At 73.9% G+C, this 26,965-nt stretch carries 25 protein-coding genes; 11 read left to right on the top strand and 14 right to left on the bottom strand.

Annotated elements, in window-relative coordinates; genetic code table 11:
* The 4 genes from nadC to AC07D6_RS24610 all read right to left on the bottom strand — a co-directional run bounded on the left by nadC (position 1) and on the right by AC07D6_RS24610 (position 4,989).
* Positions 1-1,056 (bottom strand): carboxylating nicotinate-nucleotide diphosphorylase, encoded by a 1,056-nt coding sequence (gene nadC / locus AC07D6_RS24595; protein WP_479047705.1) that lies wholly within the window; start codon positions 1,054-1,056, stop codon positions 1-3.
* Complete coding sequence (locus tag AC07D6_RS24600; protein ID WP_479047708.1) at positions 1,053-2,783, bottom strand: L-aspartate oxidase; 1,731 nt, start codon at positions 2,781-2,783, stop codon at positions 1,053-1,055. The genes nadC and AC07D6_RS24600 overlap by 4 nt, the downstream gene beginning before the upstream one ends.
* Positions 2,780-3,712: a pantoate--beta-alanine ligase gene (gene panC / locus AC07D6_RS24605; RefSeq protein WP_479047948.1), complete on the bottom strand. Its 933-nt coding sequence runs from the start codon at positions 3,710-3,712 to the stop codon at positions 2,780-2,782. The genes AC07D6_RS24600 and panC overlap by 4 nt, the downstream gene beginning before the upstream one ends.
* A gap of 332 nt (positions 3,713-4,044) precedes the next feature.
* Entirely contained in the window at positions 4,045-4,989 is a 945-nt protein-coding gene (locus AC07D6_RS24610) for a Rossmann-like and DUF2520 domain-containing protein (protein ID WP_315875917.1), read from the bottom strand.
* A gap of 171 nt (positions 4,990-5,160) precedes the next feature.
* Here AC07D6_RS24610 and AC07D6_RS24615 point away from each other — a divergent pair, with 171 nt between their 5' ends.
* Both AC07D6_RS24615 and AC07D6_RS24620 read left to right on the top strand, forming a co-directional pair.
* The gene (locus AC07D6_RS24615; RefSeq protein WP_479047951.1) at positions 5,161-6,597 is read left to right on the top strand and encodes a threonine aldolase family protein; all 1,437 of its coding nucleotides are present in this window, start codon (positions 5,161-5,163) and stop codon (positions 6,595-6,597) included.
* A 94-nt stretch (positions 6,598-6,691) separates the two neighbouring features.
* A complete protein-coding gene (locus AC07D6_RS24620) occupies positions 6,692-7,792 on the top strand; it encodes a DUF5937 family protein (RefSeq protein WP_315876108.1) in 1,101 nt (366 codons plus the stop codon).
* 126 nt (positions 7,793-7,918) lie between these two features.
* Here AC07D6_RS24620 and AC07D6_RS24625 read toward each other — a convergent pair whose 3' ends face one another.
* Complete coding sequence (locus tag AC07D6_RS24625; protein ID WP_315875918.1) at positions 7,919-8,599, bottom strand: response regulator transcription factor; 681 nt, start codon at positions 8,597-8,599, stop codon at positions 7,919-7,921.
* 93 nt (positions 8,600-8,692) lie between these two features.
* Complete coding sequence (locus tag AC07D6_RS24630) at positions 8,693-9,889, bottom strand: sensor histidine kinase (RefSeq protein WP_315875919.1); 1,197 nt, start codon at positions 9,887-9,889, stop codon at positions 8,693-8,695.
* Between the two features lie 169 nt (positions 9,890-10,058).
* Between AC07D6_RS24630 and AC07D6_RS24635 the strand changes: the two genes are divergently transcribed.
* Together AC07D6_RS24635 and AC07D6_RS24640 are read left to right on the top strand one after the other, a co-directional pair.
* Positions 10,059-11,081, top strand: coding sequence for an SAM-dependent methyltransferase (locus AC07D6_RS24635; RefSeq protein ID WP_479047954.1), 1,023 nt, complete (start codon positions 10,059-10,061; stop codon positions 11,079-11,081).
* 5 nt (positions 11,082-11,086) lie between these two features.
* Positions 11,087-12,247: an NADH-quinone oxidoreductase subunit D gene (locus AC07D6_RS24640; RefSeq protein ID WP_479047711.1), complete on the top strand. Its 1,161-nt coding sequence runs from the start codon at positions 11,087-11,089 to the stop codon at positions 12,245-12,247.
* Between the two features lie 196 nt (positions 12,248-12,443).
* Here the strand turns inward: AC07D6_RS24640 and AC07D6_RS24645 are convergent, their stop codons facing one another.
* The 4 genes from AC07D6_RS24645 to AC07D6_RS24660 form a co-directional block, all read right to left on the bottom strand.
* Positions 12,444-13,457 carry a coiled-coil domain-containing protein gene (locus AC07D6_RS24645; protein ID WP_479047713.1) on the bottom strand — a complete coding sequence of 338 codons (1,014 nt, stop codon included), beginning with the start codon at positions 13,455-13,457 and terminating at the stop codon, positions 12,444-12,446.
* A 108-nt stretch (positions 13,458-13,565) separates the two neighbouring features.
* Positions 13,566-14,543, bottom strand: a complete 978-nt coding sequence (locus AC07D6_RS24650) for an ABC transporter substrate-binding protein (RefSeq protein ID WP_479047715.1) — start codon at positions 14,541-14,543, stop codon at positions 13,566-13,568.
* Positions 14,543-15,226, bottom strand: coding sequence for an ABC transporter permease (locus AC07D6_RS24655; RefSeq protein WP_315875924.1), 684 nt, complete (start codon positions 15,224-15,226; stop codon positions 14,543-14,545). Before AC07D6_RS24655 ends, AC07D6_RS24650 begins: the two co-directional genes overlap by 1 nt.
* A 3-nt stretch (positions 15,227-15,229) precedes the next feature.
* The gene (locus tag AC07D6_RS24660; protein ID WP_315875925.1) at positions 15,230-15,958 is read right to left on the bottom strand and encodes an ABC transporter permease; all 729 of its coding nucleotides are present in this window, start codon (positions 15,956-15,958) and stop codon (positions 15,230-15,232) included.
* Between the two features lie 161 nt (positions 15,959-16,119).
* Between AC07D6_RS24660 and AC07D6_RS24665 the strand changes: the two genes are divergently transcribed.
* On the top strand, positions 16,120-17,226 hold the full coding sequence (locus tag AC07D6_RS24665) for an ABC transporter ATP-binding protein (protein ID WP_479047718.1): 1,107 nt from the start codon (positions 16,120-16,122) through the stop codon (positions 17,224-17,226).
* Here AC07D6_RS24665 and AC07D6_RS24670 read toward each other — a convergent pair.
* The gene (locus tag AC07D6_RS24670) at positions 17,213-18,325 is read right to left on the bottom strand and encodes an alpha/beta hydrolase (RefSeq protein WP_479047720.1); all 1,113 of its coding nucleotides are present in this window, start codon (positions 18,323-18,325) and stop codon (positions 17,213-17,215) included. The two genes, AC07D6_RS24665 and AC07D6_RS24670, sit on opposite strands and share 14 nt — an antisense overlap.
* A gap of 161 nt (positions 18,326-18,486) precedes the next feature.
* Here AC07D6_RS24670 and AC07D6_RS24675 point away from each other — a divergent pair, with 161 nt between their 5' ends.
* The 6 genes from AC07D6_RS24675 to AC07D6_RS24700 all read left to right on the top strand — a co-directional run bounded on the left by AC07D6_RS24675 (position 18,487) and on the right by AC07D6_RS24700 (position 23,384).
* Positions 18,487-20,316, top strand: coding sequence for a phosphatidylglycerol lysyltransferase domain-containing protein (locus tag AC07D6_RS24675; protein WP_479047722.1), 1,830 nt, complete (start codon positions 18,487-18,489; stop codon positions 20,314-20,316).
* 97 nt (positions 20,317-20,413) lie between these two features.
* A complete protein-coding gene (folP, locus tag AC07D6_RS24680) occupies positions 20,414-21,277 on the top strand; it encodes a dihydropteroate synthase (protein WP_479047724.1) in 864 nt (287 codons plus the stop codon).
* Entirely contained in the window at positions 21,274-21,735 is a 462-nt protein-coding gene (locus AC07D6_RS24685; RefSeq protein ID WP_315875930.1) for a nuclear transport factor 2 family protein, read from the top strand. The genes folP and AC07D6_RS24685 overlap by 4 nt, the downstream gene beginning before the upstream one ends.
* A gap of 153 nt (positions 21,736-21,888) precedes the next feature.
* A complete protein-coding gene (gene folB, locus AC07D6_RS24690) occupies positions 21,889-22,248 on the top strand; it encodes a dihydroneopterin aldolase (RefSeq protein WP_315875931.1) in 360 nt (119 codons plus the stop codon).
* Positions 22,245-22,844: a 2-amino-4-hydroxy-6-hydroxymethyldihydropteridine diphosphokinase gene (gene folK, locus AC07D6_RS24695; protein ID WP_315875932.1), complete on the top strand. Its 600-nt coding sequence runs from the start codon at positions 22,245-22,247 to the stop codon at positions 22,842-22,844. Before folB ends, folK begins: the two co-directional genes overlap by 4 nt.
* A 54-nt stretch (positions 22,845-22,898) precedes the next feature.
* Entirely contained in the window at positions 22,899-23,384 is a 486-nt protein-coding gene (locus AC07D6_RS24700) for a DUF3180 domain-containing protein (protein WP_315875933.1), read from the top strand.
* A 99-nt stretch (positions 23,385-23,483) separates the two neighbouring features.
* Here AC07D6_RS24700 and folE read toward each other — a convergent pair whose 3' ends face one another.
* The 3 genes from folE to hpt form a co-directional block, all read right to left on the bottom strand.
* The gene (gene folE, locus AC07D6_RS24705; protein ID WP_315875934.1) at positions 23,484-24,089 is read right to left on the bottom strand and encodes a GTP cyclohydrolase I FolE; all 606 of its coding nucleotides are present in this window, start codon (positions 24,087-24,089) and stop codon (positions 23,484-23,486) included.
* A gap of 96 nt (positions 24,090-24,185) precedes the next feature.
* A complete protein-coding gene (gene ftsH / locus AC07D6_RS24710; RefSeq protein ID WP_315875935.1) occupies positions 24,186-26,213 on the bottom strand; it encodes an ATP-dependent zinc metalloprotease FtsH in 2,028 nt (675 codons plus the stop codon).
* 210 nt (positions 26,214-26,423) lie between these two features.
* A complete protein-coding gene (gene hpt / locus AC07D6_RS24715) occupies positions 26,424-26,963 on the bottom strand; it encodes a hypoxanthine phosphoribosyltransferase (protein WP_037947448.1) in 540 nt (179 codons plus the stop codon).
* Positions 26,964-26,965 lie beyond the last annotated feature (2 nt).

The raw sequence follows: 26,965 nt of genomic DNA on the forward strand, positions 1-26,965 counted from the left end.
TCAGCCCTGGGCCTCTCGCAGGTCGAGGCCGATGTCGAGGATCGGCGACGAGTGGGTGAGGGCGCCCACCGCGAGGTAGTCGACGCCGGTCGCGGCGTACGCGGCGGCGTTCTCCAGGGTGAGCCGGCCGGACGACTCCAGGACGGCGCGGCCCGCGACGAGCGCGACGGCCTCCTCGGTCTCGACGGGCGTGAAGTTGTCCAGGAGGATCAGGTCGGCGCCCGCTTCGAGGACCTCGCGGACCTGGTGGAGCGTGTCCACCTCGACCTCGATCGGCACGTCCGGGAACTGCTCCCGCACGGCCTTGAACGCCTGGGCGACGCCGCCCGCCGCGACCACGTGGTTGTCCTTGACCAGCGCGGCGTCGGAGAGCGACATGCGGTGGTTGACGCCGCCGCCGCAGCGGACGGCGTACTTCTCCAGGGCCCGCAGGCCGGGGGTGGTCTTGCGGGTGTCGCGGACCTTCGCCTTGTGGCCCTCCAGGGCGTCCGCCCACGCGCGCGTGGCGGTGGCGATGCCGGAGAGGCGGCACATGATGTTGAGGGCGCTGCGCTCGCCGGTCAGCAGGTCCCGGGTGCGGGCGGTGACGGAGAGCAGCTTCTGGCCGGCTTCGACGCGGTCGCCGTCCAGGACGTGCCGCTCGACCTCGAACTCGTCGGTGCAGACGATCGACAGCACCGCCTCGGCGATGTGGATGCCGGCGACCGTGCCCGCTTCGCGCGCGGTGAAGTCCGCCGTGGCGACGGCGTCCTCGGGGACCGTCGCCACCGTGGTGACGTCCACGCCGCCGTCCAGGTCCTCCTCGACCGCGCGGTACGCGACGTCCTCGACGAGGACCGGGTCGAGGCCCGACTGCGCGAGGAGCTCGGCGAGCGCCGGGTCGAGCCCGCACTCGTACGCCTCGTCGCCCTCCGGGCCGGCCGCGCAGCCGCAGCCGTCACCGCAGCCGCCGCTCGCCGCGTCTGCCGTGTCTGCCGTGTCCCGGGCGGACGCGGGCGTCCCGATCTGGATCAGGGGGACGTCCACGGGCTGCGGGCGTTCTTCGGGCGTGGTCATGCTTGCGGCTCCCTGCGGGCGGCGGCCTGTTCGGCGGGCTGGACGGTCGGGGGGAAGTCTTGGGTGCCGGTCGTACGGACGTCCAGGCTCCGGTCCGGGGAGAGGCGTACGACGAGGTGGCGGCGCCAGGCGGCGTCGTCCCGGTCGGGGTGGTCCTCGCGCCAGTGGCAACCGCGGGTCTCCTCGCGGCGGAGGGCGGCGGCGACCAGGACGCGGGCGACGCACAGGAGGTTGGTGGTCTCCCAGGACTCGACGCCGGGTTCGGCCGCCTTGTGGCCCTCCCCCCCGGCGTTGCCGAGGGCCTCGCTGTGGATGGCGTCCAGCCGCTCGGCGGCCTCGGCGAGGCTGGCGGCGGAACGCAGGACGCCGGCGCCGAGCGTCATCACGTGCTGCACGCGCGCGCGGGCCGCCGGGTCGAGCAGCGGCAGGACGCGCGGCGCGGGGTGCGGGGCGGGGGCGACCGCACGGGCCCGCCGGGCGGCGACGCCGTCCGCGATGTCGTCGGCGATGCGCTCCGCGAAGACCAGACCCTCCAGCAGGGAGTTCGAGGCGAGGCGGTTCGCGCCGTGGACGCCGGTGCAGGCGACCTCTCCGCACGCGTAGAGGCCCGGCACGGTCGTGCGGCCGCGCAGGTCGGTGCGGACGCCGCCGGAGGCGTAGTGGGCGGCGGGGGCGACCGGGATGGGCTCCGTCACCGGGTCGAAGCCGTGCGTGCGGCACGCGGCGAGGATGGTCGGGAAGCGGGACTCCCACATCTCGGCGCCGAAGTGGCGGGCGTCGAGGTACATGTGGGCGGCGCCCTGCTCGCGCATCCGCCGCATGATGCCCTTGGCGACGATGTCGCGCGGGGCCAGCTCGGCGAGCTCGTGCTGGCCGACCATGAACCGGACGCCCTCCGCGTCGACCAGGTGGGCGCCCTCGCCCCGTACCGCCTCGGAGACCAGCGGCTGCTGGCCCTCGGCCTCCGGGCCCAGAAACAGGACGGTGGGGTGGAACTGGACGAACTCCAGGTCGCTGACCTCGGCACCGGCGCGCAGGGCGAGCGCGACGCCGTCGCCGGTGGAGACCGCCGGGTTGGTGGTGGCCGAGAAGACCTGGCCCATGCCGCCGGTGGCGAGGACGACCGCCGGGGCGTGCACGGCACCGACGCCGTCGTGCTGGCCCTCGCCCATGACGTGCAGGGTCACCCCCGCCGTGTGCCCCGCGGCGTCGGTGAGGAGGTCGAGGACGAGCGCGTTCTCGATGGTGCGGACGGCGCGTTCGCGGACCGCGTCGACGAGGGCGCGGGAGATTTCGGCGCCCGTCGCGTCACCGCCCGCGTGCGCGATGCGGCGGCGGTGGTGGCCGCCCTCGCGGGTCAGCTCGATGGTGCCGGACGCGTCCGTGTCGAACCGGGCCCCGGTGGCGATGAGGCGCCGCACCGCGTCGGGCCCCTCCGTGACCAGCGCGCGGACCGCTTCCTCGTCGCACAGGCCGGCGCCCGCGACGAGGGTGTCGTCCATGTGCTGCTCCGGGGTGTCCCCGTCGCCGAGCGCGGCGGCGATCCCGCCCTGCGCCCAGCGGGTGGACCCGTCGTCGAGGCGGGCCTTGGTGACGACGACCGTACGGAGCCCGGCCGCCGTGCAGCGCAGGGCGGCGGTCAGACCGGCGACGCCGGAGCCCACGACGACCACGTCGGCGTCGATGGCCCAGCCGGGTGCCGGGGCCTGCAGTCGTATGCCGGTCATGCGGGGGCTCCGAAGGTCAGGGGCAGATTGTCGATCAGCCGGGTGGTGCCGACCCTGGCGGCGACGAGGAGGACCGCGTCTCCGGTGTGGTCGTCGGGAACCTCGGTGAAGTCGGCCGGGTCCACGAGGGCGAGGTAGTCGAGGGCGAGCGGGGGCTCCGCCTCCGCGGCCTCGTCCAGGACGGCCCGGGCGGCGGCGCGGACCGCGGCGGCCCCTCCGCCCTGGCCGTGCTGGGCCGCCTGGGCGACGGCGTGCGCGTCGGCTGCCGCGCGGGACTCGCCGAGCCGGGACAGCGCCTCGGCACGGCTGGGCGACGCGGGCAGGGTCGCGGCACGCGCGCGCAGCGCCTGCTGGGCGGCGAGCCGGTCGCGGGCGGCGAACAGCGCGGCGGACAGGGCGAGCGCGGTGCGGCGCTCCCGGGGCGACAGGTAGCGGTTGCGGCTGGACAGGGCCAGGCCGTCGGGCTCCCGGACGGTGGGCACCCCGACGATCTCCACGCGGAACGCCAGGTCGTGCACCATGCGCCGGATCAGGGCGAGCTGCTGGGCGTCCTTCTGGCCGAAGAACGCCACGTCGGGGCGGGTGAGGTGGAGCAGCTTGGCCACGACCGTCAGCATGCCGTCGAAGTGGCCGGGGCGGGAGGCGCCTTCCAGCCGCTGCCCCATGGGGCCGGCGGAGACGCGCACCTGCGGCTCGCCCCCCGGGTACACCTCGTCCACGGAGGGCGCGAACACGACGTCCGCCCCGGCCGCCTCGGCGATCCGCACGTCGGCGTCGAGGGTGCGGGGGTAGCGGTCGAGGTCCTCGCCCGCCCCGAACTGCAGGGGGTTGACGAAGACGGTGACCACGACGAGGCCGCCCCGCCCGACCCTCTCCCGCGCGGCCCGCACCAGCGTGGCGTGGCCGTCGTGGAGCGCGCCCATCGTCATGACGACGGCGACCCGCGGAACGGTGGAGGAGGCGGCGGGGGCGGGGGTGGATGCGGGAGCGCAGGTGGGGGCGGACGCGGGAGTGGGGCTGTCGGCGGGCGACTCGGCCGCGACGGGGCTGGGCGCGGGCGCAGAGGCGGGCGCGGGCGTGGGGCTGCCGGCGGCCGGGACGGGCGCGGCGGGCTCGGCCCGGGCCGCGGCGGGGGCCTGTGTGGACGGGGTCCGGACCTGGTCCAGAAGCCGGTCCAGTGCCTCGCGGGTGTGGACGAGCGCGACAGCGGGGCGTGCGCCCGGGGTGCTGCCGGACACTCCGGTGGCGTGCGGCGACGGGCTCATCGGCTGGTGCCTCCTTCCGGGCCCTCGGTACCGGGGCGGCCTTCACCGGCGGGTCCTGCGGCGAGTACCCCGAGCAGATCCTCCGCGAGCTCGGGCTTGAGCAGGCCGTGCGCGAGGGCCCGGTCGGCGGTCGAGCGGGCCATCGCCAGATAGCCGGCGACCGTGGCCGGCGCGTGCTTGCGCAGCTCCGCGACGTGCGCGGCGACCGTACCCGCGTCACCGCGCGCGACGGGCCCGGTCAGGGCGGCGTCACCGGACCGCAGCGCGTTGTCGAGGGCGGCGCCGAGCAGCGGGCCGAGCATCCGGTCGGGCGCGCCCACCCCGGCCCGGCGGAGCAGCTCCATCGACTGGGCCACCAGGGTGACGAGGTGGTTGGCGCCCAGGGCGAGGGCCGCGTGGTAGAGGGGGCGGGCCTCCTCGGCGATCCACTCGGGCTCGCCGCCCATCTCGATGACGAGCGCCTCGGCGGCCAGGCGCAGCTCCTCGGGCGCGGTCACCCCGAAGGAGCACCCGGCGAGCCGCTGGACGTCGACGCTCGTGCCGGTGAACGTCATGGCGGGGTGCAGGGCGAGCGGCAGTGCGCCGACCCGGCGGGCGGGGTCGAGCACACCGACGCCGTAACGGCCGGAGGTGTGGACGAGGAGCTGGCCGGGCCGTACGGCACCGGTCTCGGCAAGACCCTCGACCAGGCCGGGCAGGGCGTCGTCGGGGACGGTGAGGAGGACCAGCTCGGCCCGTTCCAGCACCTGCGCGGGCGGGACGACGGGCACGTCGGGCAGCAGCTCGGCGGCGCGCCGCCGGGACGCGTCGGACACACCGGAGACGGCGACCGGGCGGTGTCCGGCGAGCTGCAGGGAGGCGGCCAGGGCGGGTCCGACCCTGCCTGCGCCCACGACGCCGACGGCGAGTCGGGCGGGGCGGGGTTCTGCTGGTGGGTTCACGTGGCGACGGCCTTCCGTTCCAGTCCTCGGCGGGTACCGGACGATTTCTCGTCATGCTACGCCAGCGTTTCGCCGCCGCTTCCGCACCATCCACAGGCCACCGACACCCGGCCCGATAATCACACGCGCCTGTGGATGACGCGCGGGGATGATCACGGCATGGCTGATGTGATGGATGACGACGGCGAGCACGTCGGACGACGGGACGGGACCGGGGCGGAGCGGCGGGGGAAGGAGGGAGGCGGAGCCGGGCGGCACGGCGCGGAGAAGCGGGAAGGGGCGGCACACGGAGGGGGCGGACAGGAGACCCGCGCGGGGGAAGTGCGGGAGGACGGGGCGCGGAAGGAAGAGAAGAAAGGGGGGACACGCGAAGGAGAAGCCCGGGGAGAGGGGACGCGCGAAGAGGGAGCGGAGGCCCGGGAAGAGGAAGCCCGGGAAGAAGAGACACGGGGAGGGGAGGCGTGGCAGCGGCGACGTCGGATCGCCGCGTGGCGGGCGGCCGAGCGGGTGTTGCACCGGTCGTCGGCGGAGGCGACACCGGGTGAGTGGCTCGCGGCGCTGGCCGCCGGGGGACCGTCGGTGTACGACCTGGGCGAAAGCGTCGACCTGTACGGGAGCGGGGTCGTCGAACACCTGGAGCAGCGGGTGGCGGAGCTGCTCGGGTTCCCGGCGGCGGTGTTCTTCCCGACCGGGACGATGGCCCAGCAGGTGGCGCTGCGGTGCTGGGCGGGGCGGACCGGCAACCGGGTCGTGGCGCTGCACCCGCTGGCCCATCCGGAGGTGCACGAGCGGGGCGCGCTGGGGGTGGTGAGCGGGCTGCGGACGGTGCATCCGACGAGCGCGGGCCGGCTGCCGACCGCGGACGAGGTGCGGGCGGTGGAGGAGCCGTTCGGGACGCTGATGCTGGAGTTGCCGCTGCGTGACGCGGGATTCGTGCTGCCGGCCTGGGACGAACTGGAGGAGGTGGTGGAGGCCGCCCGGGAGCAGGACGCGGTGGTGCACTTCGACGGCGCCCGGCTGTGGGAGGCGACGGCGCACTTCGGGCGGAGCCTGCCGGAGATCGCGGGCCTGGCGGACAGCGTGTACGTGTCCTTCTACAAGTCGCTGGGCGGACTGTCCGGGGCGGCGCTGGTGGGGCCCGAGACGTTCGTGGAGGAGGCGCGGGCGTGGCGCCACCGGTACGGGGGCAACGTGTTCCAGCAGCACCCGGCGGTGCTGGCGGCCCTGCTGGGCCTGGAGCGGGAGTTGCCGAGGCTGCCGTCGTACGTGGCGCACGCGCGGGTCGTGGCGGCCGGCCTGCGGGAGGGGTTCGAGGCGGCGGCGGTGCCGTGGTCCCGGGTGCACCCGGAGGTGCCGCACACGCACGAGTTCCAGGTGTGGCTCCCGTACCCGGCGGAAGTCCTGACGGAGGCGGCCGTCCGTCAGGCGGAGGAGACGGGCACGGTCCTCTTCCGCCGCTGGACCGAGGGGAGCGCGGGCGGCCCGCCCGGTGTCGCGATGACCGAGGTGACGGTCACGGCACCGGGGCTGGAGTGGACGGCCGACGAGGTGAGGGAGGCGGTGCGGGGGTTCATGGAGTCGGTGCGCCGGGTGGCGCGGGAGGAATGAGCGGTGGCCGCTCCGGGGGGGGGCGCGTCACTTGACGGGGACCGTCAAGTGACCGTCCGCCCTGCCCGGTGCACCGCACCATAGGGGCGTGAGCGTGACGATAGACATCACGGGCCTGCCGCCCGAGCGGATCGACTTCGCGATCTCGCCCCTCGCCGAACTGGGCGTGGCCCTGCACGCGCTGGCCGAGCCGGGGCACCACCCGGGGCTGCACGGGTGGGCGACGGCCACGGCGGCGGGCCTCAGACCCGACCTGGCCGACCGGCTCCACGAGGCGAACTTCCTGTGGACGGCGACCGTGTCCGACGTGTTCCAGCCGTACGCCGGAGTGCGGGGCGGGGACGGGCGGCCGGGGGCGACGCTCGCGGACGAGCTGGACATGCTGGACCAGCTCGACGAGGAGCGGTTCGTCACGGCGGCGCTGGAGTTCAGCTGTTCCGTGACGCACGTGGCCGGTGCTCCGGTACGGGCCGCCCGCGCACTGGAGTTGGCCGCCAACCGGGGGCCCCGGCAGTTGGACTTCACCCGCCGGCTGCTCGACGACCCGGGCGGGGTCCGGGCGTGGCTGCGGCGCCTGTTCGAGGACTGCGACGAGGCGTTCTTCGCGGACACCTGGCGCCGGGTCGGGCCGGGGCTGGCGGCCGACGCGCGGGAGAAGATCGAGTTGCTGCGCCGCCGGGGCCCGGCCGAGGCGTTGCGCGCGGTGTCCCCGGCGGTCGCGGTCGAGGAGGAGGGGGCGCGGCGGCACATCCACGTGGACAAGATGGCGCACGGCCGGACGACGGCGGTGGACCCGGGGGTCGGAGCCGGGGTGACGTTCGTGCCGACCAGTTTCGGCTGGCCGCACCTGCTGGTGCTGCACGCGCCGGGTTGGCGGCCTGTCGTGCAGTACCCGGTCGGCACGCCGTCCGTGCCGGGTCCGGCGTCGGTGGAGCTGTTGCAGCGGCGCATGGACGCGCTGGCCCATCCCATGCGGATGCGCTTGTGCCGGCAGCTGGCACGCGGTTCGTACACGACGAGCGAGCTGGCCGACACGTACGGGATCACCCCGCCGGAGGTGTCGCGCCACCTGTCGGTCCTGAAGAAGGCCGCGCTGGTGACGGTCCGCCGCCGTGGCCGCTACGTCCTGCACCAGTTGGACGTGGCGGCGGTGGCCCGGATCGGCAGCGACTTCCTGGAGACCGTGCTGCGCTGACCGCCGGGGCGGACGCGCCGCCGGGGAGGGCGCGCCGCCGCCGGGGAGGGCCACCGGACCGAGGAAGGCACCGCCGGGAAGGGGTGTGACGGGAGGGGCGTTACGGGGGGTGTGACGGGAGGGGCGTTACGGGAGGGGGCCGCTGCCGGCGCGGACCAGTCCGGTTTCGTAGGCGAGGACGACGACCTGGACGCGGTCGCGGAGCTCCAGCTTGGTGAGGATGCGGCCGACGTGGGTCTTCACGGTCGCCTCGGAGAGGACGAGGCGGGCGGCGATCTCGCCGTTCGACAGGCCCTGGGCGACGAGGAGCATGACCTCGCGCTCCCGGTCGGTGAGGCGGGACAGGGCCTTGTGCTCCGGCTGCCCGCCGGTGCCGCTGGGCAGCATCGGGGAGAACCGGTCCAGGAGCCGGCGGGTCGTGGAGGGGGCGACCACCGCGTCGCCGCTGTGGACGGCACGGATCGCGGCGAGGAGCTCGCCGGGCGGCACGTCCTTGAGCATGAAGCCGCTGGCCCCCGCCTTCAGCCCGGAGAAGGCGTACTCGTCCAGGTCGAAGGTGGTGAGGATGAGGACGCGGGGCGCGCCGGGCTCGGCGCAGATGCGACGGGTGGCCTCCACCCCGTCGAGCTTCGGCATGCGGACGTCCATGAGCACCACGTCGACCGCCGTCGACCTCAGCACCTGCAGGGCCTCCACCCCGTCGCCCGCCTCCGCCACGACCTCCATGTCCGGTTGGGCGGCCAGCACCATGCGGAAGCCGGTGCGCAGCAGCACCTGGTCGTCGACGAGCATCAGACGGATCGTCATGTCTGGGTCCTGTTCCTAACGGGGAGGGGCCCACGGGAGGGGCCTGACGGGGAGGGGTCGGGGGCCGCGGGCCCGGGGGCCCGCGGGAGCGTTCTAGTGGGCGGGTCTCAGGGGGAGCAGCGCGCTGATCCGGAAGCCGCCGCCCGGGCGCGGTCCCGCGTCCAGGGTGCCCCCGACCATGCCGACCCGCTCGCGCATGCCGATCAGGCCGTGCCCCCTGCCGTCGGCGCCGCCGTCCACGTACATCTCGTGCGCGGCGCCCCGGCCGTCGTCCTCGACGAGCAGCCCGAGCCCGTCGTCGAAGTACGTCAGCCGCACGCACGCCCCGACGTCCGGGCCGCCGTGCTTGCGCGTGTTGGTGAGCGCCTCCTGGACGATGCGGTACGCCGTGAGCTCGACGCCGCTGGGCAGCCGGCGCGGGGTGCCCTCGACCCTGAAGTCGACGGGGAGGCCCGCGGTGCGGACCTGTTCGACGAGGTCCTCGATCTGCTGCACGTCCGGCTGCGGGACGTACTCCCCCGCCTCCTCCGGCTCCCCGGTCCGCAGGATGCCGAGCAGTCGGCGCATCTCCGCGAGGGCCTGGCGGCCGGTGGACGAGATGGTCTCCAGCGCCTGCCGCGCCTGGTCCGGCGAGCTGTCCAGGACGTAGGCGGCGCCGTCCGCCTGGACGACCATGACGGACACGTTGTGGGCGACCACGTCGTGGAGTTCGCGCGCGATGCGGGCCCGTTCGGCGGCGACGGCGACCTTGGCCTGCGCCTCCCGCTCCCGCTCCAGCCGGTCCGCGCGCTCCTCCAACTGGGCCAGGTAGGCGCGGCGGGTGCGCATCGAGTCGCCGAGCACCCAGGCGAGTACGAACGGCACCGACATCACGATCGTGAAGAACACCTGCCCGGTGGTGGAGACGCCCTCCACCGGCCACCGCAACTGCGAGATCGTCGCCGCGCACGCCCCGCCGACCAGGGCGAACCGCGACGCCCAGCGCGGCCCGTCGTGGGCGGCGACGGTGTAGATGATGACGAGCATCGCGAAGTCGGCCGGGTTGGGCGGGAGGCCCACCAGGAGCTGGACGACCCCGACGGCCGCGGTCAGCAGCAGCATCGTCTCCGGCAGACGGCGGCGCAGCGCCACGACCAGCCCGAACAGCAGGACGACCGCGGCGGCGACCAGGCCGTCCGGCCCGTTCGGGACCGAGGCCACCCACAGGACGGAGAACCCGAACAGCATCAATGCCCAGAAGCTGTCGACGCCCGTCGGGTGCCTGCGGAGGAAGTCGTAGAGGCGCTGCACGTAGCCAGCGTAGGGAAACCGGATAGGTGCACGGGTCAACCAGGAGTGCGATCCGATTCGGAAGCTCCTACTCCCCAAGGTGGACACTGTGCCCGTGGCGGATGAGACGGCGAAGACGACCGGCGGGGCAACCGGCAGGACGACCGGCGAGACGACCGGGGGGAACGGCGTGACCTGGAGCGACCGGTCCTGGCGGGGCTGGCGGGCGGCGACGGAGGACGCCCTGTACGGGCCGGGCGGGTTCTACCTCCGCCCCGAGGGCCCCGCCGGTCACTTCCGTACCTCCGTGCACGCCTCGCCCCTGTACGCCGCCGCCGTCGCCCGGCTCCTGGAGCGCGTCGCCGCCGACCTGGCGCAGGAAGCGGGGACAGGGACGGGGGCGGGGGTAGGGGCGGACGGCCCGGACGAGGTCGCGTTCGTCGACATGGGCGCGGGCCGCGGCGAGCTGGTGACCGGGGTGCTGGCCGCGCTCCCCCCGGAGCTGCGCGTACGGGCGTACGCCGTGGAGCGCGCGCCCCGGCCCCCGGGCCTGGACCCGCGCGTCGAGTGGGTCGCGCGGCCACCGGCCGGGGTGCGCGGGCTGCTGTTCGCGAACGAGTGGCTGGACAACGTCCCGGTCGACGTGGCGCAGGCCGACGACGACGGCACGCCCCGGCGCGTGGAGGTGCGGCGGGACGGCACCGAACGGCTCGGCGCGCCGGTGGCCGGGGCGGACGCGGCGTGGCTCGACCGCTGGTGGCCGCTGCGGGAACCGGGAGAGCGCGCCGAGATCGGCCGGCCCCGCGACGAGGCGTGGGCCGCCGCGGCGCGCACCCTGTCGGCCGGGTTGGCGGTCGCGGTGGACTACGCGCACACGGCGGGCGCCCGGCCCCCCTTCGGTACGCTGACCGGCTTCCGCGAGGGCCGCGAGGTCCCGCCCGTCCCGGACGGCACCTGTGACCTCACGTCCCACGTGGCCCTGGACGCCTGCGCGGCGGCGGCGTCCGGACCGGCCGAGCTGCTGTCGCAGCGGGAGGCCCTCCGGCGGCTCGGGGTCTTTGGGGAGCGGCCGGCGCTCGCGCTCGCCTCGTCCGACCCGGCCGGTTACGTCCGGGCCCTCGCCGCCGCCGGGGAGGCCGCCGAACTGACCGCACGCGGCGGGCTCGGCGACTTCACCTGGCTGCTCCAGCGGCGGCCCGCCGGGGGATACTGAGCGGCATGACGGAGACCACCCAGCCCAGGGAGACCACGGTCGGCATCGGCGGTGCCGCGGAGAGCACCGACATGGTGCTGAACATCGGCCCCCAGCACCCCTCGACGCACGGTGTGCTCCGCCTCCGCCTGGTCCTCGACGGGGAGGTCATCCGGCACGCCGAGCCGGTGATCGGGTACATGCACCGAGGTGCCGAGAAGCTGTTCGAGGCGCGCGACTACCGGCAGATCATCGTGCTGGCCAACCGCCACGACTGGCTCTCGGCGTTCTCCAACGAGCTGGGCGTCGTCCTCGCCGTCGAGCGGATGCTCGGCATGGAGGTCCCGGAGCGGGCCGTGTGGACGCGGACCCTGCTCGCCGAGCTGAACCGGGTCCTGAACCACCTGATGTTCCTCGGCTCCTACCCGCTGGAGCTGGGCGGCATCACGCCGATCTTCCACGCGTTCCGGGAGCGGGAGGACCTCCAGCACATCATGGAGGAGGCCTCCGGCGGTCGCATCCACTACATGTTCAACCGGGTCGGCGGGTTGAAGGAGGACCTGCCCGCGGGCTGGCTGGGCAGGACCCGCGAGGCCGTCGCCGCCATCCGTTCCCGCATGGACGTGTACGACCGGCTGGTCCTCGGCAACGAGATCTTCCGCGGCCGGACCCGCGGCGTCGGCGTGCTGTCCCCGGAGGCGGCGCACGCGTACGGCGTGAGCGGCCCGATCGCCCGCGCCTCCGGCGTCGACTTCGACCTGCGCCGCGACGAGCCGTACCTGGCGTACGGGGAGCTCCAGGACACGCTGAGGGTCGTCACCCGGCAGGAGGGCGACTGCCTCGCCCGGTTCGAGTGCCTGCTGGAGCAGACGCACAACGCGCTGGACCTGGCCGACGCCTGCCTGGACCGGATCGCGGAGTTGCCGCCCGGCCCGATCAACCAGCGGCTGCCGAAGGTCCTCAAGGCACCCGAGGGACACACGTACGCGTGGACGGAGAACCCGCTCGGCATCAACGGCTACTACCTGGTCTCCAAGGGCGACAAGACCCCGTACCGGTTGAAGCTGCGCTCCGCCTCGTACAACAACATCCAGGTGCTGTCGGAGCTGCTGCCGGGAACGCTGGTCGCGGACATGGTGGCGATCCTCGGTTCGTTCTTCTTCGTCGTCGGCGACATCGACAAGTAGGCGCCACGCGCGCGAGGGCGGCGGCGAGAACGAGTCGGAGGTCGGCCCGTACGCGCTGTAGGTGCCGCGCGCGAGGACGGCGGAACGAACGTCCGACGAGCCGGTTCCCACCGGGGGTGGGCGCCACGCGCGAGGACGGCGGCCGGGGACCCCGTCCCCGGCCGCCGTCCTCGCGCGCGTACGTGCGGAGGGCGCCCTACGAGCTGACCGCGTCCCGCAGCTCGGCCACGTCGAGCTGCTCGGTCTCGTCGTGCGCGGTGAGGTCGATGACCTCGCCGACGGCCCCCTCCCCGTCCGGCCGCCCGGCCGGCCGTGCGGCGGCGAGGGCCTCCTCGCCCACGACGTCCGCCAGGTCCTCGTCCTGGACGGCGGCCTCGATGGCGGCGGGGGCCTGCTTGCCGGTGCCGCCCCGCCGGCCCGCGCCCTTCTGCGTGCCGAAGAAGTCGAAGCTGCCCGCGGGGCGCGGGACGGGGCGGCGCTGGGCGGCGTACGGGGCGATGGTGGCCGCCGCGGGGACGGGGCGCATCGCGAGGGCGGACGTCCCGGTGGTGCCGGGGGCGGTGCCCGAGGGACGGGGCGCGGTCCCGGCGCTCCTGCGGGCCTCCTGGGCGGCGGCGTTGCGCGTGAGGCCGTCGAGGGCCCGCGCGGCGCGGAGGTAGTCGTCCCGGGTCGGCGCAAAGGACGCGGTCGCCGGCTCCCCGTTGCCCGTCGGGGTGCCGGTCGCCCCGGTCCCGGCCGCCGGGGCGCCGGGGGCGGCGGACCCCAGGGTGAGTTGGCGGCGGCCCTCCAGGGCGCTGGCGCGCTCCGTCTCGGCGGTGGCGTACCGGCGCAGCAGTTCCGCGTGCTCGTTGCGGAGGCCGGCGAGTTCGACCCGCTTGGCGCGCAGCTTCGCGTCGAGCTTGGCCCGCAGTTCGCGGGCCTCGTCGAGGTCGGCCTCCAGCTCGGCTATGCGCTCCTCGGTCTTCCACTGGTCACCGGCGCGGGCGCGCGTCAGTTCGGCGACGCGCCGGCCGGCCGTGCGGTCCCAGGCACGCATGAGGACCGCGCCCGTGACGGCGACCGCCGCCGCGGCGGCGACGAGCAGGCGCAGGCCGAGCGGGTCGGCCAGGAGCCAGGCGCCCCCGGCGCAGAGGACGGACGCGCCGGCCACCGCGGAGGGCGGCAGCAGCCGGTGCAGGGGTGGGGAATGGCGGTGGCGTCCACGTGGCATGGCCTGAAATTTACCGTGCGTACGGGGCCTTTGGTGCGTCGGCCCGGCAACGTTTTGCCCACGCGATCCGTCCGGGCCGACCACTCCACTTCCCCGCACCGGCGGCCGTTACCCGCCGATCAGTCCCTTCTCCTCCAGGTAAGCCTTCGCGACGTCGGCGGGCTTTGCGCGCTCGGCGTCGACCTTCCGGTTCAACTCGACGAGATCGGCGGTCGACAGAGCCTTGGTGATCTTGTTGAGGGCGGTGGCGATCGCGGGTGATCCGGCGTCCTCGGCATTGACGACGGGCAGCACATTGTCGGCGTTCTGCAGTTTCTTGTCGTCCTTCAGGAGCACCAGTCCGAAGGCGTCGAGCGTGGCGTCCGTCGTCGTGGTGAGCACGAGCTGGTCGACGCCGTCCTTCACGGCCTGCTTGGCCTGCGGCGTGCCCACGCCCTTGGGGTCGATGCCCGCCACGTCGATTCCGTAGACGGACTTCAGGCCGGGCGCGCAGAACGGCCGCACGGCGCACTCGTCACCCGCGGCGATCTTCACCTTCAGCTTCGAACGGCCAAGATCGGAAAGCGTCTTCAGCTTGTGTCGCGCGGCGAATTCCCCGCTCACCGCGAAAGCGTTCTGGTCGACCGCCTCACCCGCCGGAAGGACCTTCAGTCCGCGCGGCGCGGCGAGCTTCTCCAGGGCGGCCACGGTGGCCGTCACATCGCTGGACGCGACGGGCTTCTCCTCCGGTGCCTTCGGCCCGTTCACCTTCGCGTTCAGGAATTCCGCAAGCGTAGCGGCGTATTCCGGTACGACGTCGATCTCGCCCTTCTCCAGGGATGGTTCGTACAGCTCGCGGTTCTCGACCGTCTTGATGGACGTGCGGTACCCGGCGTCGGCGAGGACGCCCGCGTACAGCTCCGCGAGCACCTGCGACTCGGTGAAACCGGCCGAGCCGACGACCAACGCCGTCCCGGACGCCGGGCCGGAGGGCTCGCCGGAGGCCCCGCCGCGCTCCTCCAGGCTGCTACCGCCGCACGCGGCGAGCCCGCCGGTCAGCGCGAGCACGCCCAGAACCGCACCGGCCAGGCGGGTGCTTCCACTCATCACGATTCAGGTCTCCGTCCGTTGGGTCCATGGCCCGCGAGCACCCTGCCCGCCGCCACCAGCACGCCCTCGACGAGCAGGGCGAGGGCGCCGACGAGCAGCGCCCCTGCGAACACCTGAGCGGTGTCGTAGGTGTGGAAACCGGCGGTGATGATCCGGCCCAGGCCGCCCTCGCCCGCCATCGCGGCGAGCGTGGCCGTGGCGATCACCTGCACGGCGGCCAGCCGCAGACCGGTCATCACCATCGGCAGGGCGAGCGGCAGTTCGACCGTGCGGAACAGCTGGCCGCCCGACATCCCCATGCCGCGCGCCGCCTCGACGACCGCCCGGTCCACCTCCCGCACGCCCAGGTACGCGTTGGTCAGCAGCGGCGGCACGGCGAACAGCACCAGCGCGACGACCGTCGGTATGCCGCCGTGCCGGCCCAGTGGGGTGAGCGTCAGCAGCACCAGCACCGCCAGCGTGGGCACCGCCCGCCCGGCGTTCGACACGTTCACCGCCAGGGCGCCGCCCCGGCCGACGTGGCCCAGCCAGAACGCCAGGGGCAGCGCGATCAGGCAGGAGACCAGCAGGGAGACGCCGCTGAACCACAGGTGCTCCCCCAGCCGGTGCCACACCCCGCTCTCGCCCTGCCAGTTGGCCCCGGTCGTCAGCCACGTCCAGGCATCGCCCACCACGCCCACCGCTCAGCCCGCCTTCCCGGCGCCGCCCGGCGCCGCCCGCCGCTCCGGCACGGGCAGGGGCGCCCGCGCCCGCGACGCGCGCGTCCACGGCGTCAGCAGCCGCTGGAGGCCCAGGAGCAGCACGTCGGCGGTGACCGCCAGCAGCACGCACAGCACCGACGCGGTCAGCACCTGGGCCTTGAAGAAGCTCTTGAGGCCACCGGTGATCAGCGTGCCCAGCCCGCCGTAGTCCACCAGCGCGCCCACGGTGGTCAGGGCGACCGTCGACACCGTCGCCATCCGTACCCCGGCCAGCAGCGCGGGCAGCGCCAGCGGCAGTTCGACCTCCCACAGCATCCGCGCCGGCCCGTACCCCATCCCGCGGGCGGCCTCCCGCGTCTCGGCGGGCACGGCGGCGAGGCCGGCGAGGACGTTCCGGACGAGGATCGTCAGCGAGTACAGCACCAGGCCCGTCACCACCAGCGCCGCCGACAGTCCGAACAGCGGGAGCAGCAGCGAGAACATCGCGAGCGACGGGACCGCGTACAGCACGGTCGTCAGCCCCAGCACGGGCCCGCCGAACGCCGGTCTGGCCCGTACGAGCAGCGCCAGCGGGAAGGCCACGGCGATCCCGAGGAGGACCGACACGCCGGTGATCCACACGTGCTGCACGGTGGCGTCGACGAGCTCCTGGGCACGGGAGCGCACGTACTCCGGGCAGATCCAGTCGTTGGCCGCCAGGCAGCCGCTCATCGCCTCCCACCTCCCCCGCTCCCCGGACGGGGGCCAACCCCCGGCCGTCGCTGTGGTGTTCGATGGGAACGACCCTAACGCCCGGCACCGACAATCGTCCGGAAGACGCTCCGGACGGGCACCATGGGCCCCAACGCCACCACGCGCCACAAGGGGGAGCTGTGATCCGCTTCGAACACGTCACCAAGCGCTACGCGGACGGCACGACGGCCGTCGAGGACCTGTCGTTCGAGGTGGCGGAGGGCGAGCTGGTCACCCTCGTCGGCCCGTCCGGCTGCGGCAAGACCACCACCATGAAGATGGTCAACCGGCTCGTCGAACCGACCTCGGGCCGCGTCCTCGTCGACGGCCGGGACGTCGCCGCCACCGACCCCGTGGAGCTGCGCCGCCGCATCGGGTACGTCATCCAGCAGGTCGGCCTCTTCCCGCACCGCACGGTCCTGGAGAACACGGCGACCGTGCCGCGCCTCCTGGGCGCCCGCCGCGCCGAGGCCCACGCGCGCGCGGCGGAGCTGCTGGACCTGGTCGGCCTCGACCCGCGCGCCTTCGGCGACCGCTACCCCGACCAGCTCTCCGGCGGCCAGCGCCAGCGCGTCGGCGTCGCCCGCGCCCTCGCGGCCGACCCGCCGGTCCTGCTGATGGACGAGCCGTTCGGCGCGGTCGACCCGGTCGTGCGGGAGCACCTGCAGACCGAGTTCCTGAAGCTCCGGTCCCGGATGCGCAAGACGGTCCTGTTCGTCACGCACGACCTGGAGGAGGCGGTCCGGCTCGGCGACCGCATGGCCGTGTACGGGCACGGGAGGATCGAGCAGTTGGACGCGCCCGCCGCCGTCCTGGGCGCCCCGGCCACCCCGTACGTCGCGGAGTTCGTGGGCGCCGACCGCGCCCTGCGGCGGCTGTCCGTCACCCCGGTCGAGGAGGCCCACCTCGACCGGCCCCCCGCCGTACGCCTCGACGACCCGCTCGCGCGCGCGGGGGGCGGCGCGCGGGCCGTGGTCCTCGACGCCGACGGCCGCCCGTACGGCTGGCTGCCGGCCGACGCGGGGGCGGCCGGGGAGGCCGGCACCGTACGGGAGCGCGCCCGGCCCATGGAGGCGCGGGTGCCGCTGGGCGGGTCCCTGAAGGAGGCGTTCTCCGCGATGCTCCGGTACGACGCGGGCTGGATCCCCGTCGTGGACCCCGCCGACGGCCGCTACCTGGGCGTCCTCACCCCGGAGCGGCTGCACGAGGCGCTGCGCCGGTCCGCGGGCGGCGTCACGCCGCGCTGAGGCGCCCGCCCAGCCAGACCAGGGCGGGCGGTATCTCGCGGTTCCAGGTGCCGAAGTTGTGGCCGCCGCTGTCCAGCGTGATCGACGACACGCGCGCGGGGGACCGCACCTTCGCGATGAAGTCCCGCGTCCCCTTCAGGTTCCCCTCGCCCCGCCGGGAGGTGGTCACCAGGAACGACGACCGGCCCTGCGGCAGGTGGTCGAGGCTCCACAGCAGGTCGGCCCGGGCGCGCAGCCCCGCGTCGCCCCGGAACAGGTCACCGGTCGTGATGTCCTCGGCCGCCTCGTAGTACGCCGAGAGGCCCGCTCCCGCCGCGAACCGGTCCGGGTGGTGCAGCGCGATCTTCAGCGCGCAGTAGCCGCCGGTCGAGTTGCCGATGATCCCCCAGTTCCGCGCCGCCCGGCCCACCCGGTACGTCTCCGAGACCGCCCTCGGCAGGTCCTCGGCGAAGTACGTCTCCGTCCGCGGCCCGCCCGGCACGTCCACGCACTCGGTGTCCCGCGGCGGCGCGACGGTCGGGCGGAGCATCACCAGGACCATCGGCTGCATCTTCCCGGCCTTGGCCTGCTCGTACGCGGTGCGCGGGTAGCGCAGGCCCTTGAGCAGGTTCTCGGCGGTGCCCGGGTAACCGGTGAGGACGACGGCGGCGGGGAAGACGCGCCCCGCGTGGGCGGGCTGGAAGTACTCCGGCGGCAGGTAGACGTACGCGGGGCTGTCGATGCCCGACTTCCCGCCCGGGATGACGACCTTCTGGATCTGGCCGCCGACCTGCGGGCGGTGGCCGCCCGGCACGTCCGTCGGGCGCGTCTCCACGACCCTGACGCGGCCGGTGCCCGCCGGGTGGTCGACGACCACACCCGGTTCCTGCTCCCGGCCCAGGAGGTCCGCCCAGGAGCCGTAGAAGAGGAAGTGGCCGTTCGCGGCGAGGCCCACGGCCGCGAAGAGCGACAGTTGGGTCGCCAGGAGCAGGCCGGCCCTGCCGAGCACGGCGCGCCAGGACCGCCGGGCGAGCCGCGGCCACAGCCACACCGTGGCCGCGAACAGCGCGACGGCCACGAGGGCGGCCAGTGCCAGGACCTTGTTGCTGGTGAGACCCATGCGTCGTCCAAGCCTTCTTCTTCGTCGAGATTTTCCGGGGGCGCGAGTGAACCCTCCACGCGGGCGTGCCGTCCTAGAGGGCGCACATCGTCCGGTTGTCCGGCCCCGGCACCGTCCGGGCCACGGGAACGCGTCAATCTCTCGCAGAGCCACAGGAAGCCATGTCTGTCACGGTAGATGGGGATAAGTCGGCATCGGTTCCGGCTCGGGTGCGCCGAGTCCTGCGCGGACCGCGTGCCGAGAAGGTGCCCTCGCTCGTCGGCACGGCCTGCACGTTCACCGGCCTGGTCGACATCGCCGCCGGGGTGTTCCCCCGTTTCCGGGCGAGCCGGTTCCACGACCTGGTGGGGGTCCTGCCGGGCACGCTCGGCCCGCTGTCCGCCGCGCTGTCGCTCAGCGTCGGCGTCCTGCTGCTCCTGCTCGCACACGGGTTGAAGCGCCGCAAGCGCCGTGCCTGGCGGGCCGCGGTGATCCTGCTCCCGGCGGGGGCGGTGGCGCAGTTCCTGTACCGCCACTCCGTGGTCGGCGTACTGCTGTCGCTGGCCCTGCTGGCGCTGCTGCTGCGCCACCGCGGGGAGTTCGCGGCACTGCCGGACCCGCGCAGCCGCTGGCGGGCACTGGCCAACTTCGTCCTCATGGGCGCCGGATCGCTGGGCCTCGGCCTGGTCGTCGTGAGCGCCCACCCCGGCCGGATCGTCGGCGACCCCGGCCTCAGCGACCGCCTGGAGCACGTCCTGCTCGGCCTGTTCGGCATCGAGGGGCCCGTCGCGTACGGCGGCGGCGTCTCCTGGACGGTCGGGTACTCGCTCGGCGCGCTCGGCCTGCTCACCGCCGTCACCACCGTCTACCTGGCGTTCCGCCCCGAGCACCCGGTCGCCCGGCTCACCGGGGACGACGAGGCCCGGCTGCGGGAGCTGCTCGCCAGGCACGGCGGGCGGGACTCGCTGGGCCACTTCGCGCTCCGCCGCGACAAGGCGGTCGTCTTCTCCCCGAGCGGCAAGGCCGCCGTCACGTACCGCGTCGTCTCCGGGGTGATGCTGGCCAGCGGCGACCCGATCGGGGACGTGGAGGCCTGGCCGGGCGCCATCGAGCGGTTCATGGACGAGGCCAAGGCACACTCCTGGACGCCCGCCGTCATGGGCTGCTCCGAGACCGGCGGCCAGGTCTGGACCCGCGAGACCGGCCTGGACGCGCTGGAGCTGGGCGACGAGGCGGTGGTGGAGGTCGCGGATTTCTCCCTGTCCGGGCGCGCCATGCGGAACGTGCGCCAGATGGTCAAGCGCATCGAGCGCAACGGCTACGAGACCCGGGTGCGGCGCGCCCGTGACCTGCCGGACGGCGAGCTGGAACGCATCCGGCGGGCCGCCGCCGACTGGCGGGGCACCGACACCGAGCGCGGCTTCTCCATGGCCCTGGGCCGCATCGGGGACCCGGCGGACGGCGACGCGGTCGTCGCGACCGCCCACAAGGCGGACGACACGGCGGACACGTCCCCGTACGGCGACCTGAAGGCGATCATCCACTTCGTGCCGTGGGGGCCGGACGGCATGTCCCTGGAGCTGATGCGCCGCGACCGGTCCGCCGACCCCGGCATGAACGAACTGCTGATCGTCGCCGCCCTCCAGGCGGCCCCACGGCTGGGCGTGGCACGGGTGTCGCTGAACTTCGCGATGTTCCGCTCGGCGCTGGCCCGCGGCGAGAGGCTGGGCGCGGGCCCGGTCCTGCGGGTGTGGCGCGGGCTGCTGGTCTTCCTGTCCCGCTGGTTCCAGATCGAGTCGCTGTACAAGTTCAACGCGAAGTTCCAGCCGCGCTGGGAGCCCCGCTTCGTCGTGTACCGCACCACGCGCGACCTGCCCCGCATCGGCTTCGCCGCGATGCAGGCCGAGGGCTTCGTGAACGTGGCCCCGCCCCGCCCGTTCCGCCGCCGCGCCGCCCGCCCGGCCCGCCCCTGCGCCCACGTCGCGCCCGGGCAGGGCGTGCGCGCGGCCTGAGGCCCCGCCCGCGCCCGGGGCGGGCCGCCACCCGGCCGGACCCGGGGGGCCCGGCCCGGTCGGCACCCCGTCCCCCGCGCGGGCCTAGGCTGGGGGCATGAGTACGTTGCGCGGACGGGGTACGGTCCAGGGGCTGCCGGAGTGGGACCGCTGCGCGGTCATGGGCGTCGTCAACGTGACGCCCGACTCCTTCTCCGACGGCGGGCGCTGGTTCGACACCACCGCCGCCGTCAAGCACGGCCTGGAGCTGGTCGCCCAGGGCGCGGACCTGGTGGACGTCGGCGGGGAGTCGACGCGCCCGGGCGCCAGCCGGGTGGACGAGGACGAGGAGCTGCGGCGGGTCGTGCCGGTCGTACGGGGCCTGGCCTCGGAAGGGGTCACCGTTTCCGTCGACACGATGCGCGCGTCGGTCGCCCGCCGGGCCGTGGAGGCGGGCGCCGTGCTCGTCAACGACGTCAGCGGCGGCCTGGCCGACCCGGACATGGTCCCGTCCGTCGCCGCCGCCGAAGTGCCGTTCGTCGTGATGCACTGGCGCGGCTTCAGCGAGGGCATGAACGGCCTCGCCGTCTACGACGACGTGGTCGCCGAGGTCGTCGCGGAGGTCCACGCGCGCGTGGAGGCCGTCGTCGCGGGCGGCGTCGCCCCCGAACGGCTCATCGTCGACCCCGGTCTGGGCTTCGCCAAGCAGGCCGAGCACGACCTGGCCCTCGTGGCGCACCTGGCGGAGCTGCGGGCCCTCGGGCGCCCCCTGCTGGTCGCCGCCTCCCGGAAGCGGTTCCTGGGCCGCGTACTGGCCGGGGAGGGGCACGCCCCGCCGCCGGCGCGGGAGCGGGACGCCGCGACGGCCGCGGTCTCCGCGATCGCCGCCCACGAGGGCGCCTGGGCCGTACGCGTCCACGAGGTGCGCGCGACGGCGGACGCGGTCCGCGTGGCCCGCGCCGTCGAGGGCGCCACCTCGTGAGCGGCGCCCGCACGGACACCGAGGCGGTCGAGCGGGCCAACACCGCTTTCTACGAGGCGGTGGAGCAGGGCGACTTTGAAGCGGTCGCCGACCTGTGGCTGGACGAGCGGCACGGCGGGATCTCCTGCGTCCACCCGGGCTGGCCGGTGCTGTCGGGCCGGGGCGAGGTCCTCCGCTCGTACGCGCTGATCATGGCGAACACCGAGTACATCCAGTTCTTCCTGACCGATGTGAAGGTGTCGGTCGCGGCGGACACGGCGGTGGTGACCTGTACGGAGAACATCCTCAGCGGCGGCCCCGCCGAGGACGGCGCCGAGCTGGGCCCGCTGGTCGGGCAGCTGGTCGTCGCGACGAACGTGTTCCGCCGCACCCCGGACGGCTGGAAGGTCTGGTCCCACCACGGCTCGCCCGTCCTGGCGGAATCCGACGACGAGGAGGACGACGAGAGCGCGGTGTGAGCGCTCCGAGCGGGTAGACGGGCCGTGGGGAAACCGCCGGCGGGACCGTGTGCGGGCCGTGTCGGTGGCCGCGGGTAGATTCGAGGGGCTGCGACCGGACCGACCGCACCCGGCCGGGAGCCGCCCAGACCTACGACAGCAGGAGTGATTCGCGTGGATCGTGTCGCACTGCGCGGCCTCAAGGCCCGCGGGCACCACGGCGTCTTCCCCAAGGAGCGGGAGGAGGGCCAGACGTTCATCGTGGACGTGGTACTGGGCCTCGACACCCGGCCCGCCGCCGCGGAGGACGACCTGACCAAGACCGTCCACTACGGCATCGTCGCCGAGGAGGTCGTCGACGTGGTGCGGGGAGAGCCGGTCGACCTGATCGAGACGCTGGCCGAGCGCATCGCCCAGCGGTGCCTCAAGCACGAGGGTGTCCAGGAGGTCGAGGTGTGCGTGCACAAGCCGGACGCCCCGATCACCGTCCCGTTCGACGACGTGACCATCACGATCACCCGGAGCCGCGTATGAACCGCACGCCCAGCGACCCGACGGTACAGCCGGTGCCCGCCTCCGTGACGGAGCAGGTCGACGCCGCCGACACGACGCTGACCAACCCGAGGCTGGCCGTCCTCTCCCTCGGCGGCAACCTCGGCAACCGCCTGGAGAACCTCCAGGGCGCCATCGACGCCCTGGAGGACACGCCCGGCGTGCGGGTCAAGGCCGTGTCGCCGGTCTACGAGACGGAGCCCTGGGGCGTCGAGCCGGACGCCCAGCCCCCGTACCTGAACGCCGTGGTGGTGGTGAAGACCACGCTGCCCCCCTCGTCGCTGCTGGAGCGGGCGCACGCCGTGGAGGAGGCCTTCGACCGCGTGCGCACGGAGCGGTGGGGCGCCCGGACCGTCGACGTGGACATCGTGACGTACGCGGACGAGGTCTCCGACGACCCGGCCCTCACCCTGCCCCACCCGCGCGCCCACCAGCGGGCCTTCGTGCTGCGCCCGTGGCTGGACGTGGAGCCGGAGGCCCAGCTCCCGGGGGCGGGCCGGGTCGCGGACCTGTTGGCCGGTGTCGCCCAGGAGGGCGTCACCGTCCGCGGCGACCTGGAACTCCGCCTCCCCGACTGACCGTTGCCCGTACGGAACGGCAGGCAACAGCACCGACAGACGCGAAGGACACCGGTGAAGCAACTGAGGGTCAAGGTACTGGCCGGACTCTTCGTGGTGGCCGGAGTCCTCTCCTGGGGCGGCGCCCGGCTGTGGGACGCGTTCGGCACGCTGCCGAGCGTCCCGCTGGCCGCGCCGATCGTGCTGGCCGCGATCGCGGCGGTCCTCGCGGCGACGGCGCTGTCCCTGCGCTCCCGCCTGAAGGCGCAGCGGGAGCGCCGCCCCGGCGCGAAGGGCGTGGAGCCGCTGCTGGCGGCCCGCGCGGTGGTCTTCGGCCAGGCCAGCGCGCTGGTCACGGCCGCGGTGAGCGGAATGTACGGGGGGACCGGGGTCTTCCTGCTGGGCTCCCTGGACGTCCCGGCCCGCCGCGACCAGGCCCTCTACGCGGGCTTCGCCGTCCTGGCCGGCATCGCGGTGGTCGCGGCGGCCCTGTTCCTGGAGCGGGTGTGCCGGCTCCCCGAGGACGACGAGCCCCCGGGCGCCTCCCCGACGACGGCGTGACCGCCCCCGCCGGGGCACCGCCCCCGCCGGGGCACCGCCCCCGCCGGGCCGTCCACGCCCGCGTACGCCCCGCGTGGCTCCGCGCGCGGCCGTGCGCCGCTAGTTCGCCATGATGAGGCTCATCGCCTCGGCGCGGGTCGCCACGTCCCGGAGCTGGCCGCGCACGGCCGACGTGAGGGTCTTGGCGCCGGGCTTGCGGATCCCGCGCATGGACATGCACATGTGCTCGCACTCGATGACCACGATCACGCCGCGCGGTTCGAGGATCTTCATCAGCGAGTCGGCGATCTGCGTGGTCAGCCGCTCCTGCACCTGGGGGCGGCGCGCGTACACGTCCACCAGCCGGGCCAGCTTCGACAGGCCGGTGATCTTGCCGGAGGTCGAGGGGATGTAGCCGACGTGGGCCACGCCGCGGAAGGGCACCAGGTGGTGCTCGCAGGTCGAGAAGACCTCGATGTCCTTGACCAGCACCATCTCGTCGTGGCCGAGGTCGAAGGTCGTGGTCAGCACGTCCTCCGGCTCCTGCCAGAGGCCGGCGAATATCTCCCGGTAGGCCCGCGCGACCCGGGCCGGCGTCTCCCGCAGTCCCTCCCGGTCCGGGTTCTCGCCGATCGCGATGAGGAGTTCGCGCACGGCGTTCTCGGCGCGCTTCTCGTCGAACTCGCCGATCGTGCCCTCGCCGTCCAGCGTCACCGCGTCGGTCATGTGTGCCTCGTTCCGTCTTCCCTGAGTGCGCGAACGCCGCGCCCCCACAGGCTAGAACCTGGGGGGCGCGGCATCCATTCCGGGTGGGATCCGGGGTCAGGACTCCGGACGGTCCTCCGGGACCGCGTCGGTGGCCTTCGTGGTCTCCACCGGCGTGGCCGTGGTGGCCGTCGACGGGGTGGCGCCGTTGGTCAGCGCCAGCTCCTTCGGGGAGAGCACCGGCGGCCGCGTCGACGGCGTACGCCGCGAGGAGCCGGTCCACGCCGGGCGCGGCGGGCGCTTCACGATCGGGGCGAAGATCTCGGCGATCTCCTCCTTGCCGAGGGTCTCCTTCTCCAGGAGCTGGAGGACCAGGTTGTCGAGGACGTCGCGGTTCTCGACGAGGATCTCCCACGCCTCGTTGTGCGCCGTCTCGATGAGCTTCTTGACTTCCTCGTCGACCAGCGCGGCGACCTCTTCGGAGTAGTCGCGCTGGTGCGCCATCTCGCGGCCGAGGAACGGCTCGGTGTTGTCGCCGCCGAACTTGATCGCGCCGAGTCGCTCGGTCATGCCGTACTGCGTGACCATCGCGCGGGCCGTGGCCGTGGCCTTCTCGATGTCGTTGGCCGCGCCCGTGGTCGGGTCGTGGAAGACCAGCTCCTCGGCGGCGCGCCCGCCCAGCATGTACGCGAGCTGGTCGAGCATCTCGTTGCGCGTGGTCGAGTACTTGTCCTCGTCCGGCAGGACCATCGTGTAGCCCAGGGCACGGCCGCGGGACAGGATGGTGATCTTGTGGACGGGGTCGGAGTTCGGGGACGCCGCGGCGACGAGGGCGTGACCGGCCTCGTGGTACGCGGTGATCTTCTTCTCCTTGTCCGACATGATCCGGGTCCGCTTCTGCGGGCCCGCGACCACGCGGTCGATCGCCTCGTCCAGCATGTGGTTGTCGATGAGCTTCTTGTCGCTGCGCGCCGTGAGGAGCGCCGCTTCGTTCAGCACGTTCGACAGGTCGGCGCCGGTGAAGCCCGGCGTACGGCGGGCGACGGCGGCCAGGTCGACGTCGGGCGCGACCGGCTTCCCCTTCTGGTGGACCTTGAGGATCTCCAGGCGGCCCTGCATGTCCGGGCGGTCGACCGCGATCTGGCGGTCGAAGCGGCCGGGGCGCAGGAGGGCCGGGTCGAGGATGTCCGGGCGGTTCGTGGCGGCGATCAGGATGACGCCGCCCTTGACGTCGAAGCCGTCCATCTCGACGAGCAGCTGGTTCAGGGTCTGCTCGCGCTCGTCGTGGCCGCCGCCGAGGCCCGCGCCGCGGTGCCGGCCGACGGCGTCGATCTCGTCGACGAAGACGATCGCCGGGGCGTTCGCCTTGGCCTGCTCGAAGAGGTCGCGGACGCGGGAGGCGCCGACACCCACGAACATCTCGACGAAGTCGGAGCCGGAGATCGAGTAGAAGGGGACGCCCGCCTCGCCGGCGACGGCGCGCGCCAGGAGCGTCTTGCCCGTTCCGGGCGGGCCGTAGAGCAGCACACCCTTGGGGATCTTGGCGCCGACGGCCTGGAACTTGGCGGGCTCCTGGAGGAACTCCTTGATCTCGTGGAGCTCCTCGACGGCCTCGTCCGAGCCGGCGACGTCGGCGAACGTCGTCTTGGGGGTGTCCTTGGTGATCAGCTTGGCCTTGGACTTCCCGAAGTTCATGACGCGGGAGCCGCCGCCCTGCATCTGGTTCATCAGGAAGAGGAAGACCAGGACGATCAGGACGAAGGGCAGCAGCGAGAGCAGCACGGAGACGAAGGCGCTCTGCTTCGTCGGCGAGATCGTGTAGCCGTCCTCGATCTCACCGGCCTCGTACTTCTGCTGCAGCGTCGCGGCGAGGTCGGAACCCTGGGTCCCGATGTAGCTCGCCTGGATCTTGTCGCTGCCGTCGATCTTCTGGCCGTCCTTCAGGTCGGCCTTGATCATCTGTTCGTCGCCGGTGGTCAGCTTGACCTGGTCGACCTGGTTCTTGGCGATCGCCTGGACGACCTTGCCGGTGTCCACCGTCTTGTAGCCGCCCGACGAGCCGACGACCTGCATCAACACGACCACGGCGAGGACGGCCAGCACGATCCACATGACCGGCCCACGGAAGTATCGCTTCACGTCCATCCATACGGAGCGATGACGCCCCGTCCCTCCTGCCCGTAGGTAAATGCTGCTGTGAGAGTGTGAGACTACGTGCTGGCGTCTGGGTCAGCACGGGTGTGGAAAAAAGCTGTTCTTCGGACGGTACCCCAGCATTGTCGCCCGTGGCCGCCTTCCCCACGTCCAACGCGGAGGAGGCGGCCAGGGTTCCCGGGTCGCCGCGGCCCCGGGCCGTCAGCCGCCGTAGACGTGCGGCGCGAGCGTCCCGACGAACGGGAGGTTGCGGTACTTCTCGGCGTAGTCCAGCCCGTACCCCACGACGAACTCGTTGGGGATGTCGAAGCCGATCCACTTCACGTCGATCGCCACCTTCGCCGCCTCGGGCTTGCGCAGCAGCGTGCAGACCTCCAGGGAGGCCGGCTCGCGCGAGCCGAGGTTGGAGAGCAGCCAGGACAGGGTCAGCCCGGAGTCGATGATGTCCTCGACGATCAGGACGTGCTTGCCCTTGATGTCGGTGTCCAGGTCCTTGAGGATCCGGACGACGCCCGAGGACTGGGTGCCCGCCCCGTACGAGGAGACGGCCATCCAGTCCATGGTGACGGGGGTGGACAGGGCGCGCGCCAGGTCCGCCATCACCATCACGGCGCCCTTGAGGACGCCGACGATGAGCAGGTCCTTGCCCGCGTACTCCGCGTCGATCTTCGACGCCAGCTCGGCCAGCTTGGCGTCGATCTCTTCCTTGGTGATGAGCACCGACTTGAGGTCGGCACCCATGT

The organism is Streptomyces sp. NPDC045287 (assembly GCF_056432325.1).